Origin of the sequence: Candidatus Poriferisodalis sp. (assembly GCF_965208555.1) — a bacterium.
GTDB lineage: Bacteria > Actinomycetota > Acidimicrobiia > Acidimicrobiales > Poriferisodalaceae > Poriferisodalis.
On record NZ_OZ242342.1, the window covers coordinates 2929143 to 2944628 of the forward strand.

14 protein-coding genes are annotated in these 15486 nt (G+C 68.8%); 7 read left to right on the top strand and 7 right to left on the bottom strand.

All coding sequences use genetic code 11. From position 1 onward, the window contains the following. Window positions 1–2 precede the first annotated feature (2 nt). Window positions 3–392, bottom strand: coding sequence for a hypothetical protein (locus ACOGXE_RS13445; protein WP_419931416.1), 390 nt, complete (start codon window positions 390–392; stop codon window positions 3–5). 53 nt (window positions 393–445) lie between these two features. Further along, window positions 446–2536, bottom strand: coding sequence for an acetoacetate--CoA ligase (locus ACOGXE_RS13450; RefSeq protein ID WP_419931417.1), 2091 nt, complete (start codon window positions 2534–2536; stop codon window positions 446–448). A gap of 98 nt (window positions 2537–2634) precedes the next feature. On the opposite strand from ACOGXE_RS13450, the gene ACOGXE_RS13455 reads away from it, so the two are divergent. The 7 genes from ACOGXE_RS13455 (at window position 2635) to ACOGXE_RS13485 (ending at window position 9239) form a co-directional block, all read left to right on the top strand. Then, a complete protein-coding gene (locus tag ACOGXE_RS13455; protein WP_419931418.1) occupies window positions 2635–3414 on the top strand; it encodes a TIGR03084 family metal-binding protein in 780 nt (259 codons plus the stop codon). Between the two features lie 31 nt (window positions 3415–3445). Beyond that, window positions 3446–4072, top strand: a complete 627-nt coding sequence (coaE, locus tag ACOGXE_RS13460) for a dephospho-CoA kinase (protein WP_419931419.1) — start codon at window positions 3446–3448, stop codon at window positions 4070–4072. Then, a complete protein-coding gene (locus ACOGXE_RS13465; protein ID WP_419931420.1) occupies window positions 4069–4938 on the top strand; it encodes a PaaI family thioesterase in 870 nt (289 codons plus the stop codon). The genes coaE and ACOGXE_RS13465 overlap by 4 nt, the downstream gene beginning before the upstream one ends. Before the next feature lie 100 nt (window positions 4939–5038). After that, complete coding sequence (locus ACOGXE_RS13470) at window positions 5039–5893, top strand: HAD family hydrolase (RefSeq protein WP_419931421.1); 855 nt, start codon at window positions 5039–5041, stop codon at window positions 5891–5893. Next, window positions 5890–6396 (top strand): hypothetical protein, encoded by a 507-nt coding sequence (locus ACOGXE_RS13475; RefSeq protein ID WP_419931422.1) that lies wholly within the window; start codon window positions 5890–5892, stop codon window positions 6394–6396. The genes ACOGXE_RS13470 and ACOGXE_RS13475 overlap by 4 nt, the downstream gene beginning before the upstream one ends. 133 nt (window positions 6397–6529) lie before the next feature. Then, entirely contained in the window at window positions 6530–7786 is a 1257-nt protein-coding gene (locus ACOGXE_RS13480) for an acyl-CoA dehydrogenase family protein (RefSeq protein WP_419931423.1), read from the top strand. Window positions 7787–7844: 58 nt separating this feature from the next. Continuing rightward, window positions 7845–9239 carry a hypothetical protein gene (locus ACOGXE_RS13485; RefSeq protein WP_419931424.1) on the top strand — a complete coding sequence of 465 codons (1395 nt, stop codon included), beginning with the start codon at window positions 7845–7847 and terminating at the stop codon, window positions 9237–9239. 3 nt (window positions 9240–9242) lie between these two features. On the opposite strand, the gene ACOGXE_RS13490 is transcribed toward ACOGXE_RS13485, so the two are convergent. From ACOGXE_RS13490 to ACOGXE_RS13510, 5 genes are read right to left on the bottom strand one after another with little or no spacing between them, the layout of a single operon-like run. Next, on the bottom strand, window positions 9243–9923 hold the full coding sequence (locus tag ACOGXE_RS13490; protein ID WP_419931425.1) for a PaaI family thioesterase: 681 nt from the start codon (window positions 9921–9923) through the stop codon (window positions 9243–9245). Between the two features lie 18 nt (window positions 9924–9941). Then, window positions 9942–10472, bottom strand: coding sequence for a nuclear transport factor 2 family protein (locus ACOGXE_RS13495; protein WP_419931426.1), 531 nt, complete (start codon window positions 10470–10472; stop codon window positions 9942–9944). Window positions 10473–10503: 31 nt separating this feature from the next. Beyond that, entirely contained in the window at window positions 10504–11304 is an 801-nt protein-coding gene (locus tag ACOGXE_RS13500; protein WP_419931427.1) for an ABC transporter ATP-binding protein, read from the bottom strand. 6 nt (window positions 11305–11310) lie between these two features. Continuing rightward, window positions 11311–13515, bottom strand: a complete 2205-nt coding sequence (locus tag ACOGXE_RS13505) for an ABC transporter ATP-binding protein (protein WP_419931428.1) — start codon at window positions 13513–13515, stop codon at window positions 11311–11313. Continuing rightward, complete coding sequence (locus tag ACOGXE_RS13510; protein ID WP_419931429.1) at window positions 13509–15449, bottom strand: ABC transporter ATP-binding protein; 1941 nt, start codon at window positions 15447–15449, stop codon at window positions 13509–13511. The genes ACOGXE_RS13505 and ACOGXE_RS13510 overlap by 7 nt, the downstream gene beginning before the upstream one ends. Between the last annotated feature and the right edge of the window lie 37 nt (window positions 15450–15486).

The following is a 15486-nucleotide window of genomic DNA, read 5'->3' on the forward strand; positions in this document are numbered from 1 at the left end:
TGCTAGGCCTGCTTCCAGAGCCGGTGTCCCTCGGTCCACAGCAGGATCGGCAACGCGGTGTCGATCAGGTGCCAGATCGTGAAGTTGTCACCGCCGTCCACCATGGCGCGAAACCAATTCGGGACGAAAGCGATCGTCACAGCGACAGCGAAGATGAACATGGCCTTCGCGCTGCGATCGTTGGGGCCGGCCGCCGCCCGCCGCTGCCACGTGGTGATCAGCACCAGCGCCAGAGCGGCCGCCATGAACCAGTCCAAGACAGTCCAGACATCGAGGTTCGCAGGATCGTCCGGGCCGTCGCCGGGGCCATAGAAGGGGAAGGCAAAGAAGTTGACCACGACGGCGGCGGCAACCAGCTTGAGATATACCGCTACGGGCTTTGCGAAGATCATGTGTCGGCTCTCCTTCGGCGGGGCATGCGGGTCCACCGCCATGCTGGACGCCGTCACGCCTCCAGTGCGGGATGGTCGGCGAAGTGGGCGAGCGCGGCGGGATCGTCGATGGCTTCGACGTTGGCCACCGGACGGCCCTCGACGACATCTCGAACCGCCAGCTCCACGAGCTTTCCCGAACGGGTGCGGGGAATCGCCGGCACTTGAGCGATCACTGAGGGCACATGCCGGGGCGACGCTCCTGAGCGGATCTGCGAGCGGATCCTGCCGGTGAGCTCGTCATCGAGCGACAAGCCGTCACGCAGCTTCACGAACAGCACGACCCGGGTGTCGGTGCTGGCCGGAGCTTGGCCGCCTGCAGGCACCCGCTGGCCGATGACCACGCTCTCGAGCACCTCGTCGATGCGGTCGACCTGGCGGTAGATCTCTGCAGTGCCGATGCGGACCCCGCCGGGATTCAGCGTGGCGTCGGATCGCCCGCTGATGATCATGCCGCCGCTCGGCGTCCACTCGGCGAAGTCGCCGTGATGCCACACGCCCTCGAAACGCTCGAAGTATGCGGACCGATAGCGGGCGTCGCCCGGGTCGTCCCAGAACTGCAGCGGCATGGACACGAACGCGTTGCGGCACACCAGCTCGCCCTGCGTGCCGGCACCCAGCGAGTCGCCACTCGAGCCGGCCACGTCGACGTCGAGGCCCAGCGCGGGCGCCTGGATCTCGCCGCGGCGGACCGGTCCCGTCGGATCGCCGATCACGAAGCCGCCGCAGATGTCGGTGCCGCCCGAGAACGAGGCCAGGTGAACATCGGTCTTCACCTGCTCGTACACCCAGTCGAAGCCCTCGGGTGCCAAGGGTGAACCCGTCGAGGAAATGGTGCGCACGGTGTCGAGCGCATGGGTCTGCGCGGGCTGCAGGCCCGCCTTCATGGCACCTTCGATGAACTTGGCGCTGACACCGAACAGCGTGACGCCCCAGCGGTCGGCCACGTCGAAAAGCTGCGCGGGACCGGGATGGAACGGCGAGCCGTCGTACAGCACCAGCGATGCGCTGCTGGCCAGCCCGGCGACGAGCCAATTCCACATCATCCAGCCCGTGGTGGTGAAGTACATGACGCGATCACCGGGACGGACGTCGAAGTGCAGGCGCTGCTCGCACCAGAGCTTCAGCAGCGCGCCGCCGGCCCGGTGAACGATGCACTTCGGCTTGCCCGTGGTGCCTGACGAATACAGGATGTATACCGGCTGGTCGAAGCCGAGCCGTTCGAATGTCAGGTCGTCGCCGGTTGCGGTGCGGTGAGGCGCCAGCCAGTCGGCCCACGACGTCGACGACCCCGGCACGTCACCGGTGGCGGCGGGTGCGCTGCGGTCGTACGGAGCGACGACCAGTCGCCGAAGCGAGGCGCCCGAACTTGCCAGGCTGGCGGCCACCTCGGCCGCCTTGCCGGCCGTGTGATGGCGCAGGCCGTTGTAGTAGTAGCCGTCCACGGCGACCATGACGGTCGGGGAGATCTGGCCGAAACGGTCGAGGACACCGTCGATGCCGAAGTCCGGGCTGACCGACGAGTACACGGCGCCCAGTGACGCCGTGGCCAGAAAAACGATGAGCGCCTCGGGGCCGTTGGGGAGCATCGTGGCGACCCGGTCGCCCACGCCGACACCGTCAGCAGCCAGCGCTCGCTGGCACGCCGCCACTTCTGCCCGCAGCTCGCCGTGCGTCATGGTCAGCTGCGCTGCGTCCTCGCCGATGAAGACCAGGGCCGTGTCGCCGGCTTGCGGTCCGCCGGCGGCGACGGGCCGCAGGTAGTTCTCGGCGATGTTCAGGCTGGAGCCTGCGAAGAACTCCAACGCCGGACCTGGCGTCGCGCCGCCTCCAGCCGTTGAGGCAGCATCGCCCGACGGAGGCGGGACGAACTCCGGGCCGAGCTCGCCGATGCCGTCACAGAAGTCCCACACGGCGCGCCAGAACGCTCCCGGATGCTGCACAGACCATGCGTGCAGATCCGCGTAGGCATGCTCGTCGAATCCGATTCCCACCTGCTCGGCGAACTGCCAGAGCTGGGTCGACGCACGTCGCCGGGCATCGGGCTGCCACAGCACGCGTGCATCGGCGACCGCGGAGTTCTCGCTGTCTGCTGAGCTGCTCATCGAGCGCAAGATAGTCAGCCGCTGTCACGTCCTCCGCTTCGATGGGCGAGCTGGCAACCACGGAATCGCCCCGAGGCGTGCGGGTAGTGTCCCCACCCATGGACGGCATCTGCGACGACCTTCAAGCCGAGACCGACGCGCTCGGCGACGTGGTCAGCGACATCAGCGAGGAGCAATGGCGACTGCCCACGCCCGCGGAGGGCTGGGACAGTCGCGAGACGATGGTGCATCTGGGCATGACCGACTGGGTGGCGACGATCGCCGTGGTCGATCCGGAGCGCTTCGGGGACTTCACTTCTGCAGCGGCACGCGGCGAGATGGACCTGCACACGGCGGCGGGATTCGACTTCGCCTCCATGTCGGGGTCCGAGATCTGGGATTGGCTCTGCGACGAGCGGTCCAAGATGCTGGCCGCCGTGCGCCCGCTCGACCGCAAGGACCGCATTCCGTGGTTCGGCCCGTCCATGGGGGCCCTGTCGTTCGTGACCGCTCGGCTCATGGAGACGTGGTCGCATGGGCATGACGTCGCCGACACCCACGGCCGGGAACTGCCTCGCACCGACCGGCTGCGCCATGTCGCTCACATCGGCGTGGGCACGCGTGGCTGGAGCTATGCGAACCGGGGCCTCGAGGTGCCCGAGGGCCCAGTTCGAGTCGAATTGGATGCCCCCAGCGGGGACGTGTGGACGTGGGGTCCAGAAGATGCCGCTGACAGGGTGAGCGGCGACGCGTACGAGTTCTGCCTGGCGGTGACGCAGCGTCGCCATCACACCGAGACCGGGCTGTCGGTCACCGGGCCGCTGGCGACTGGGTGGATGGACATCGCCCAGGCGTTCGCGGGACCGCCGACCGACGCCGAGGGTCGCCGCGCCGCTTGAGCGCTGTGCTGCCGGAAGCGCCGGGGGCGCGGTGCTGATCGTCGGCCTGACGGGAGGCATCGGGGCCGGCAAGAGCACCGTGGCGAGGCTGCTGGCCTCCCACGGAGCGGCGATCGTGGATGTCGACGCGCTCGGGCGCGAGATCATCGCCCCGGCAGGCATGGCGGTCGAGTCGGTGCTCGAGCGATTCGGCGACCATCTGCGCGGATCTGATGGCGGCGTCGACCGACCTGCGCTGGCTGCGATCGTGTTCAACGACCCTGATGAGCTTGCAGCCCTCAACGAGATCAGCCATCCGGCGATCAACGAGCTCCTCGATGAGCGCATCGAATCGATCTGCACGGCTGAGGGCGCCGACGTGGTCGTGCTGGACATGGCGGTGCTCACCGAGAGCACGCTCGGCCGCGACACCAGGTATCCCTACGAGGTGGTGGTGACCGTCGAAGCGCCGCCCGACATTCGGATGGAGCGGCTGGTCGAGCGTGGCATGAGTGCCGACGACGCCAAGTCGCGGCTGGCCTCCCAGGCGACCGACGAGCAGCGGCGGGAGGTGTCGAACTTCGTCATCCACAACGGCGGCGGCACTGATGATCTGGCGGACGCGACAGCGCAGCTGTGGGATGCCCTGCGGCGGCTGGCGCGCGAGCGCGCGACATGAGCGCCGACGACAGCGCAGACCCGGACCAGCCGGTCCGCTACCCGCCCCAGAACCACATCCTGCGGCACCTGCGACTGGGTCACCAGATGTCCGCCGACGGGACGCTGACGGCGACGATGCCGGTGCTGGACGATCTGGCGGACGGTCCGCTGGCGGAAGGCGGCTGGTTGCGCCTGGGCGCGGTCGCCACCTTGGTGGACTCCGTCGCGGGCCACCATGCCGTGCTGCAGGTGACACCCGACTGGTCGGCAACCCTGCATCTGTCGACGGTGCTGGCAGCGCGTGCGGAGGGCACCGAGGTGACGGCCCGTTGCACGCCGTTGCGGGTCGGCCGGAACCAGGTGGTGACCGAGACTTCGGTCGTCGACGGGGCGGGAACCGAGATCGCCCGCTCCACCTGCACCTATGCCCGGCTGCCGCGGCGGGACGACACCCCAGTGGTGGATGCCACTGCACGCGACAACACGGTCGACTACCGGGAGGACCACGAGCTGGATCCGCGCCCGCCGCTCGACGAGTATCTGCGCATCACACCGGTGCCGGGCGAGCCGCGCATCGAGCTGCCGATGCACAACCGCATCCGCAACTCGTTCGGCTCGCTGCAAGGCGGCGCCTCCATCGTGGTGGCCGAGGTGATGGCGAACCACCTTGCCGGGCTGGCGGCAGGCCCCGAGCGCAGGTCGCGGTGCGTGTTCGCCGACGTGCACTACCTGGCGCCGGGACGGGGCGGCCCGTTCCGTGTCGATGGCGAGATGCTGGCCCGCACCGATCACATCGTGACCAGTCGCACCCGGATCTTCGAGACTGCCGGGGGCACCGACCGCCTGTTGCAGACGGCCACTGCGACGGCTGCGTACCTGGATTGACCGAGCTGGCGACCGAGTGCGGCCGGCCGCGGCGCATCGAGCGGCGCATCGAGCCGAATTCGCCTCCGCTGTGTCACACCGTGCCTCTACCGTGCAGGGCATGACCACGCCGCCCCGCAGCACTCTGGCTCGACCTCGAGCCGGCCTGCCACGACTGGCAGCGTTCGATATCGACGGCACGCTCATCACCCGTCAGGGTGCGCTCAGCGAGCGAACAGCGGCGGCGCTCGAGTCGCTTGCCGATGCCGGCGTCGTCACTGCGCTCGCCACTGGCCGGCCCTGGCCCCAGACCGAGTCGGTGTTGCGCCGAGCTCCGGTGCTCTCCTATGCGGTGTGCCTGAACGGAGCGGTGGTGATGGATGCCGTTGCCGGCGAACGGATCGCTGACAGGTCCATGACGCACTTCGAGGCCATCGAGGCAGCCGAGATGGCACGGAAACTCCTGCCCGACGTGAGCCTCGGACTCGACATGGCTGATGGCCGGCACCTGTGGGAGCACCGATTCGCTCCGGAGATGCCGACCGACTTGATCGCTGATCTGAGCGTCCTGCACGTTGACGACGCCGTCGCAGCAGTCGACGGCGCAGTGCTGACGTGGCTCGTTCATGCGCCTGGCATGGACACGCTGGCGATGGTCGACGAGCTCGCGCCGCACATGCCGCTCGGCACCGAAATCCGCCCCTCGGGACTGGACATGGCAGAAATCGCTGCTGCCGGCGTCAGCAAATCGGCGGGGCTGGAGATCGTCTGCCAGCGCTACGGCATTGCGGCGACCGACGTGGTGGCCTTCGGCGACGGCCTCAACGATGTCGAAATGCTCCAATGGGCCGGCCATGGCGTGGCCATGTCCAACGCCTCGGACACGGTGCGCGATGCGGCCGACCGCATTGCGCCGAGCAACGAAGAAGACGGCGTCGCCGTCGTCGTCGAGCAGCTGCTGGAGAGCGCCATATGACGTCGGAATCCGGCAGCGAAACACCCGAACCGGCTGAATCGCAGGGCGAGGCGGCGACGCCCAAGCCGTCGATCTGGGAGCGAATGCGGCGCGGCATGGCCGATCACAACGCCAAGGCCCCGCGCACACCGTTGGGAATGCCCGAGGTGGTCGACGACGACGACGCTGCCGACGCAGCGAGCGAGGCTGCAGACGGGGCCACCGCCGAACTGGTGCTCGAACGCATCCATCACTACCGGGACACCATTCGCAGCTACCAGGTCCTCATCGAGAACGAACGCGTCGGGCAGATCCGCGACGATCAAACCGAGCACTTCGTGCTGCGGCCGGGCAGCTACACGCTGCGTCTGCAGTTGCTGTGGATCTTCAGCCCGAGGGTGGTTGTCGAGTTGCCCGCCGGCACCGAGACGCGCATGATCTGCGGTCCCAACGGCGGCATCCTGCAGGCGTGGCGGCTCTTCTTCGCCCCCACCACCGCGATCTTCCTCCGCTTTGCGGACTGAGTCGCACCTATAGCCTTCGAGCCGTGGACGAAGCGGAGCCGGATGAGCCACGCCTGTCGGCGACGAGGAGGAGCGTGGTCATCGGCGCGTGTTTGGTCGGTGGGATCATCTGGATCATTGCTGGGTTCCTGCTGTGAGCGCGACGTCGGGTCCCGAGCTCAAATCCGAGCTCGATGCTTGGCTGGCGGAGAACTGGGATCCCGACGCCAGCGTGCGGGAATGGTGGCAGCGGCTGGCCGCCGCAGGGCTGTCCAACCCGACGCTGCCTGAGCCGTTCGGCAGGGGATGGGGCCGCGCCGAGACGCGCGTGCTCGTTGACGCGATCCGCGCTGCCGAAGCCATCGGCTCGCCCGCCGGGCTCGGCATGCTGCTCGCCGCCCCCACCGTCCTCGAGCACGGCACGCCCGAACAGATTGAGCGCTTCGTGCCGACCATTCTCAACGGTGCCGAATCGTGGTGCCAGTTGTTCTCTGAGCCTGGCGCAGGCAGCGACCTCGCCGGCCTGCAGACCAAAGCCATCCGCGACGGCGACGAGTGGATCATCACCGGTCAGAAGGTCTGGACATCCGAAGGCTCGCATGCCGATCTGGGCATGCTCGTGGCGCGTACGGACCCCGAGGCGCCGAAGCATCGCGGCCTCACCTGGTTCGCGTTCGAGATGGACCAGGACGGCGTGGAGGTTCGGCCGTTGCGGGAGATGACCGGGCGGTCGCTGTTCAACGAGGTGTTCATCGACGGGGCGCGGGTGCCCCACGCGAACATCATCGGGGAGCTCAACGACGGATGGCGCGTGACCAACACGACGCTCATGGTCGAACGTGCGGGCATCGGCGGCAGCCACGGACTCGCTTTCGCCGCTGCGCACCCCGGATCGATCGCTGGACACCTCGACCGGCCGGCTGGCACGTTCCGCGGCAAGCGGCTTGCGCTGGCGGCTGGGGGAGTGGGCCCGGGCACGTTCAATCAGCTCAGCGCCGAGGCTCGTGCCCGCGGTCGTGACCGCGACGCACTCGTCCGCCAGGAGCTCGCTGCGATGCATATCGACATCGAGCTGATGCGGCTCTCCGCCGTGCGCGGGCGGCAGAAGTCTCAGCGCACCGGCGGCGAGGGCAATCTGGCGAAGCTGCGCATGACGGCTGCGTTGCGACGCGCCCGGTCGCTCGCCAGCACCATCCTCGGTGCCGACATGACGCTGTGGGGCGACGCTTCAGCAACCGACGGGGTGCTGCAGGAGATGGCGGTGTTCTCGCCTGCACCGTCCATCTATGGCGGCACCGACGAGATCCAGCGCAACATCCTGGGCGAGCGGGTGCTCGGACTGCCCCGCGAACCCGGTCCCGACCCGGCGACGCCGTTCCGGGAGCTTGCCCAGAACGCCACGTCTTGGTAGCGGGCTGTACTGAGCCGGAAGCCGCGCGGGCTCATCAATCGGCGCAGAATGTGAAGCGGTGAGCATCCCCGAACCGCCGCAGGGCCCCGACGCGCCGCAGGGCCTCGAGATACTGCCCGAGAGCGGCGCCGATTTCGCCAGCGTGCAGGAGACGGTGGTGGAGCGGCGGCCGTCCGGGGCGCCGCGCCTGACCGTGTTCGCCGCCCTCGCAGCGGCACTGGCCGTCGCGGCGCTGGTGGTGGCGTGGGTGCGCAGCGACGACGGCCCCGATGCCTCGCTCGCAGCGACGACCACCACCACCGAACTCCCGGCCACGACGACCACCACCGCACCGCCGAAACCGCCGCGCACGACGCTGCCACCGCCGACTGCGCTCGACGCCGCCGTCGGCGAGCTGCCCCCGGTGCGTCCTGCGGCCGAGATGATCGCCACGCTCGCCGGCGATCCGACGGGCAACGTCCGGGGCTACCTGTACCAGCTCGATCTGCTGACCGGAGCGGCGCAGTACGTGCCATTGCCGGGCCTGCCCCACACGCTGGTGGACCTCGGGGGGTCGATCGTGGTGGGCATCGGGCGCGACGTGATGCGCGTCGACACCAGCAGCGGCGACACCGTCGTCATCGCCGAAGACGTCACCGAGGTGCTGCCCGCGTACAGCCCGCCGGGAATCGTCGCGATCGTGCGCGGCACCGAGCATCTCTTCGCCCGGGTGGTCGGCCCCGACGGCGTGTTCCGCTCGGCGGTGCAGATGCCCAATGAGGCGGTTGTGCATGGCGCGCTCGGCGACCACGTCGTGGTGTCGATGGCAGGCCGGGTCATGGCGCTCGACGGGCGGAACTCGCCGCTGCAGCTCGGCACCGGCCGCGTGCTTGCCGTCGGCGACAGTCACGTCGTGCGGCTGCAGTGCGAGGACTATGGCTGCCAGATCACCGACATCTCGTTCAGCGCCACCGTGGGCCCTGACCGTCGAGACGAATGGTGCGAGGAGATCTGCGAGGAAGCGTCCGGCAGTTTTGGGGAACGTGACGACCAGGCCGAGCTGGCGGAAGACTGCTCGTCGCTTTGCGAGGGCTATCCGATCGCCATCGGGGCGATCTCGGAGCGGCGGGTTGACCTGCCCGCAGAACTGCGGGCGGCGTCGCCGGATCGCTGGAGCGATCAGGGGCTGATGTCGCCGGACGCCAATCGTGTCGCGGTGCGGCTCCTGCACGGCAACGGCACTCCGGCGGGCGTCGTGGTGGTGGACCTGGCCGAGGACTGGGGCCGTCACTCGCCAGAGATCGGCATCGACCTCGGACACATGGCGTGGTCCCCCGACAGCCGATTCCTGCTGTACACGCTCGACCATGACGTCATGGTGTGGGACGTCGAGGCCGCCGAGGGTCAGCTGCCGTCGGGCCGGGCCCATGTCGGCGAGCCGCTCGAGCACATCCTTTTGCGGGCTGTGCCGTAGGGCTCAGGCGAGCTGGTCTGCAGTCACGATCACGAACAGGCCGCTGGCCTCGATGAGCGGGGGAGCGTCGGGTGCGTCGCCGGCCCGCACGGTCAGCTCGACGTGGGACTTGCGCCCCTCACGCCGGGTCTCGCGACCCTCAAAGCTCACCGGCTCGTCGATGGGAACGCCGCCCCGATAGTCGATCTCGAGACGCGCGGTGTAGGCGGCGATGCCCAAGCACACCATCAGGTAGCCCAGGACGTCATCGACCACAGCGCACACCGAGCCGCCGTGCGCGCGTCCAGGGGCGCTCTCGAAGGCAGCGCCGAAGGTGACCACCGCCCTCACGCCGTCGCCGTGCCGGCGCATGTCCACCTCCATCGCGGTCGGATTGGCCGGCCCGCTGAAGGCCCGATCGCTGAAGGCCATCACCTCGGCACCGTCTGCAGGCCGAGGATCGGTGTAGCGCCGCGCGAAGTAGTCCGCCGGTCGGGCGACCGGCGCTGAGCCTGCCTCCAGCTGTTCTGCGGTGCCCTCAGCCCACGCGGCGATCTCGGCCAGCGTCTCGGGGTCGGTGCGATGCCGCACGAACGCGTGGGCCAACCGCCGCAGCGAACCAGCGGCAGCACTGCGCTGATCGAGCTGCGGGTCGGGATAGATCAGGTGCAGGTCGGTGCCTGCCCCGGCATCGTCGTGAGGCAAGGGTTCGTCCAGGTTGGCTCAGCCGCCGAGACGGCCGGTCTCGCCGTACGGGTAGTCGACCAGCTCACTGGACGGGTGATCGAGATCGAACGTCCAGTACTGGCGGATCTCGGCGATCAGCCGCCCGCCGGTAGCTCCGTCGGTGCCGAAGTCGTAGTGCTCGCTGCCGCGCACGGCGAACGGCTCACCGGCCTCGGTGCTGCGATGCGCCGCCATCGTGCCGCTCATGATCCACTCGATCGCCGCCGTCTCGCCGTCGGTCACGAGCCGCTCGCAGCGCCATGACGCGCCCTGCCATTTGGCAGCGATGCGTGACCAGAAGCGCCCGATCACCTCTGCCCTCCGTACCGGCGCGTGGTTGGTGTCATACACGACGGCGTCATCGGTGAAATGTCGGGCCACGGCATCGGCGTCACCTGAAGTACAGGCATCGAAGTAGCCCTCGATGCACGCCGCGATCTCGGTTGCGGCGCCGTCGGCACTGTCGTCGTTGCCGGCACTGTCCTCACTGCTGGCGCCGCCGGCGCCAGTGATGGGGTGTTCGCTCATGGCGCCAGTCTCGCAGCCCGGGCCCGCAGCGCTAGCTGACCGCCCACGACAGCCAGCGGCCGTCGCGCCGCTCCAACCGCAGCTTGTGCGAGAAGCACTCCGACAGCGACTGGGCGGTGAGCACCTCGCCCAGCGGACCGCTCGCCAACGGCACGCCGTCGCGCAGCAGCAGCCCATGGGTGAACGATGGGGGGATCTCGTCGGTGTGGTGCGTCACCAGCACTGTTGCCGGCGTCTGTGGATCCGCGGCCAGCGATTCCAGGCTGGCCACGAGCTGTTCGCGGCCGGCCAGGTCTAGGCCGGCGGTCGGCTCGTCCAGCAGCAGCAGCTCGGGACGGCCCATGAGCGTGCGGGCGAGCTGCACGCGCTGCTGCTCGCCCGACGACAGGGTGGCGAACGCCCGGTCGGCCAGCCGGGCAGCGCCCACGCGCTCCAGGCATGCCCGAGCGCTGGACCGGTCGGCGTCGGTGTAGCTGTGCCACCAGGTCTCCAGCGCCGCGTAGCGCGCCGTCATCACGATGTCGAGAGCGCTGATGTTGGGCCGGAACTGGTCTCGCAGCGACGAGCTGGCAAGACCGATGCGCCGCCGGTGCTCGCGCACATCCACCGCACCCCACCGCTCGCCGAGCACCTCCACTGTGCCGGTGGTGGGAAAGCGGTACAGCGACAGCACCTTGATGAGGCTCGTCTTGCCCGACCCGTTCGGTCCCAGCACGATCCACCGCTCGTGCGGTGCGATGTCCCAGTCGAGCGGCCCCAGCACGGTGGTGCCGTCGTAGACGACCGACACATCTCGCAGCGCGACGGTCGGCCGATGCTCGGCGTCACGCACGAGCGCTCACGTCCCGTCGGGGCGAGCTTCGCCGGCGTGCGCCATCCACGTCGCGTACATCCCGGCGTACTGCCCGCCCAGCGCCACCAGCTCATCGTGGGTGCCCAGCTCCACCACACCCCCCTCGTCGATCACGGCGATGCGGTCGGCCCGCATGGCGGTCGCCAGCCGGTGCGCGATCAGCACCGCAGTCCGGCCCTCGAGCAGCAGGTCCAGCGCCCCTTCGATCTCGGCTTCGGTGCTGAGGTCCACGCTGGAAGTGGCCTCGTCCAGCACGATCACCCGGGGCCGCGCCACGAATGCCCGGGCCAGCGCGAGCAGCTGCCGCTCGCCGGCCGACAGCGACACGCCGCGCTCGTGCACCTGGGTGTCGGCACCCTCGGGCAGGCCGTCGATCAGGCGACGCAGACCGACCAGGTCGAGCGCAGCGTCGATGTCGGCATCGAGCTGTGCGTCACCGTCGCCCGCGGATCGTCCGGCACGGTCGCGCAGGCCGAACGCCACATTGTCCCGGATGGTGCCGTGGAACAGGAACGGCTCCTGCGGGACGACGCCCAGCTGGTTGCGCAGCGACGACAGCGTCACGTCACGCAGGTCCCAGCCGTCGATCGTGATCCGACCCTCAGTCGGGTCGTAGAACCGGATGATCAGCTTCGCGATCGTGCTCTTGCCTGCGCCCGTCGGCCCGACCAGGGCGAAGGTCTCGCCCGGGCGGATCTCCAGGCTGACATCGCTCAGCACTTCAGGAGGTTCGTCGTCAAGCGGCTCGCCGCCCTCGCCAATGGCGCCGTCCAGAACGTCGCCGTCAGCGAAGTCGCTGCCGGTGCCTTTGCCGTGAGAAGACTCCGTTCCGTTTCCAAGCGCAGGCATCGCCACTGGATCAAATGATGCGTTGAGTTGGCTCACGGGCATCTTCGCTGCGCCATTGGCGGCGCCGTTGCCGCTCGTCCCGTCGCCATTGCCCTCACTCATCGCCGCCTCGTCGTCGTAGGCGAATGAGACGTTCTCGAGCCGGATGTGACCGGCAACCGGCGGAAGTTCGGCAGCGTCTGGATGCTGGCGCACAGTCGGCTGCGTCGCCAGGACCTGGCTGATCTTGCGGAGCCCGGACTGGCCCTGCTGGTAGGTGCTGTAGAGCTGCGCGAGCTGCTGGATCGGGGCAAAGAGCGTCGTGACGTACAGCACGAACGCGCCCAGCTCGCCGATGGTGAGGCTGCCATCCAGCACCATCCGCCCGCCGATGGCCAGCACGAGCCCTTGCGCTGCGATGCCGATGGCCTCGGTGCTGGGTCCATAGATTGCTTGAACCCTGGACATCGACAGGTTGGCGTCGCGGAAACGAGCAGTCACCTTCCGGTGCCGCACTGCGTTCTCCAGGCGACGGCCTGTGGCTGCAATCACCCGGATCCCTGCCAGATTCTCCGACAGGTCGGCCAGCACGTCCGCGATGCGGTCGCGGATCTCGGCATAGCCCTGCTCGCTGCGCGCCCGGAACCACAGAGTCAATGCCGCTAGCGGCGGGATGATGCCCCCGAGCAGGATCACCGCCAAGAACGGGCTGTAGTTGAACAGCACCGCGGTCACGACGCCCACCGTGAGCACCTGGATCAGCAGGTTCACGATGCCCTCGTTGATGAGCAGCGCTACGTACTCCATGTCGGAGGTCATCCGGCTCAGCAGCACCCCGGACTTGGACGTCGTGTACCAGTCCAGCGAGAGTCGCTGGTAGTGGCTGAACAGCCGCAACCGCAAGTCGAACATGACCTGTTCGGCAATACGCCCGTTCAGGCGTTGACGCAGCCGGCTGAGCAGGATGCTGACCGCGACGACGCCCACGAAGACCAGCACGACCATGTTGAGCGCGAAGCGGTCGCCCGCGCTGATGCCGCGATCGATGCCCTGTTGAAAGAGCACCGGCACCGTCTGCATCGCCGCGGTCTCCCCGCAGAGAAGCAGCAGTGCTCCCGAGACGCCCCAGCTGTGCGGGATCAGCATGTCCCGGAGGCCGAACGTACGCGCCGGCTCCCGATCGGCGCGCTCCGCCACGTGGTCGAAATTGATCTCCGGTTCGGGGTGTTCGGGCTCGTGCTCGAGCAGCCTGTCGGCGCCTTGCTGCATCTCGGTCGGGACGCCGGCGAAGGGCAGCCCCGCCGCGGCGCTCGCCTGCGTCGCAGTGGGCCCCATGTGGCCCGGGCCGCCGACCATCACCATGATGCGACGCTTCCGTGCGGGCCGTCACCGGCGACGGCACTGGGGTCGAGCCTGTCTGTGTCGCCCGCCGCCGCCAGCACCTCGACATAGCGGGGTTCGGTGGCCAGCAGCTCTGCATGGGTCCCGTCGGCCGCCACCCGCCCGCCGTCCAGCAGGATCACCCGATCGGCCAGGCTGATCGTGGACAGCCGGTGGGCGATGACGATGGTTGTTCGCTCGGCGAGCAGCGCGATGAGCGCGTCGTGGATCTTCGCCTCGTGCGCCACGTCGATGGAACTTGTGGCGTCGTCCAGGATCAGCACAGCCGGATCGGCGAGGATGGCCCGCGCAATGGCGATGCGCTGCCGCTGGCCGCCCGAGAGGTCGTACCCGCGCTCGCCGACCACAGTGTCGTACCCCTCCTCGAGCTCGCTGATGAACTCATGGGCCTGCGCCGCGGTGGCGGCGGCAATCACTTCGGACCGATCAGCGTCGGGTCGGGCGTAGGCGATGTTGTCGTGAATGGTGGCCGAGAACAGGAACGGCTCGTCGGGAACGAGGCCGACAGCCCGGCGCAGGCTGTCGCCGGTGAGGTCGTTCACATCGTGGCCGTCGACGGAGATGGCACCGTCACTGAGGCTGTAGAAGCGCATCAGCAGCCGGGCGAGCGTCGACTTGCCGCAGCCGGTCCGACCGACGATCGCAACCCGCTCACCGGGGTTGATGCGCAGATCCAGACCGTCGAACACCAGCGGCGCGTCGCGCCCGGCACTCGCGGTGCCCGCTACGCCCCCGATCGTCTCGGTGCCATAGGCGAAACGGACGTCGTCGAACCGCACTTCCATGCCACCGGGCCCGCCTGTCGGGCCCTGGCGCAGGGGCAGATCGACGGCGCCGGGACGGTCTGCCACCAGCACCGGCTCATCCAGCACTTGGAAGACGCGTTCTGCTGACGCTTTGGCCCGCTGGCCGAAGATGAACAGCATCCCGATGAACCGGAACGGCGCCTGCAAGAGCAGGATGTACAGGTAGAAGGTGGCCAGGTTGCCCACCGAGAGCGAGCCGCCGATGATGAAGTGCCCGCCGACCAGCAGCACCATCGCCATGGCGAGACGCGGGAGGTTCTCGATGACCGGCGTGTAGTGCGCCCTGGTGTTGTGCTGCAGCATGTTGGCCCAGCGCAGCCGTTGGGTCGCCCGGGCCATCTCGGTGACCTGCCGGGCCTCGGCGGCGAAGGCCTTGACGACCCGTACACCGTTCACGCTCTCGTGGGTCACGGTGGCGACCTCGGCGTTGCGCGACTGGATGATCCACGACAGCGGGAACATGATGTGCCGCAGCCGCTGGCCCAGCACATAGACGGCGGGCATGATCAGCATCGTGATGGCAGTCAGCGGCAGGCTGATCCATGCCATGACTGCGATGGCCACCACGAAGTTCAGCAACTGGCTCGACACGATCGGAGCGAAGGCCAGGTACATCTGCACCGAGCGGATATCGGAGTTGGAGCGGGAGATGATCTCGCCGGTGTGCACCCGGTCGTAGAACGCGAACGACAGCCGGCTGAGGTGGGCGAACAGCAGCGTACGCAGCTGGAACTCGACCCGATGGCCCATGGAGAAGAGCCCGTAGCGGTAGGTGTAGGTGGAGATGCCGCGAGCGAGTCCGAGCCCTACCAGGACGATGACCAGCGTCCAGAGCGAGCCCGTTCTGGTTCCATCGGGGCGAGGCACTGCCGCATCGACAGCCATGCCGGCGATCCACGGCGCAACGGCCCCCGCGCCCGTCGCCACGATGGCGGCGATCAGCGCCACGATGATGCGCGCCCGCTGGCGTCGCAGCAGCGGTCCGAGCCGGCGGATCCAGCTCAGCGACGGGTCGGCGCGGATCCAATCCCCATGGTGCTCGGGCTGCGCAGCGGACTCCGCGGGCGCAGTGCTGGGGGCTACCCGCATCCCGGCGAGGCTACCGGCGACCCTGTTCGGCAGGCCG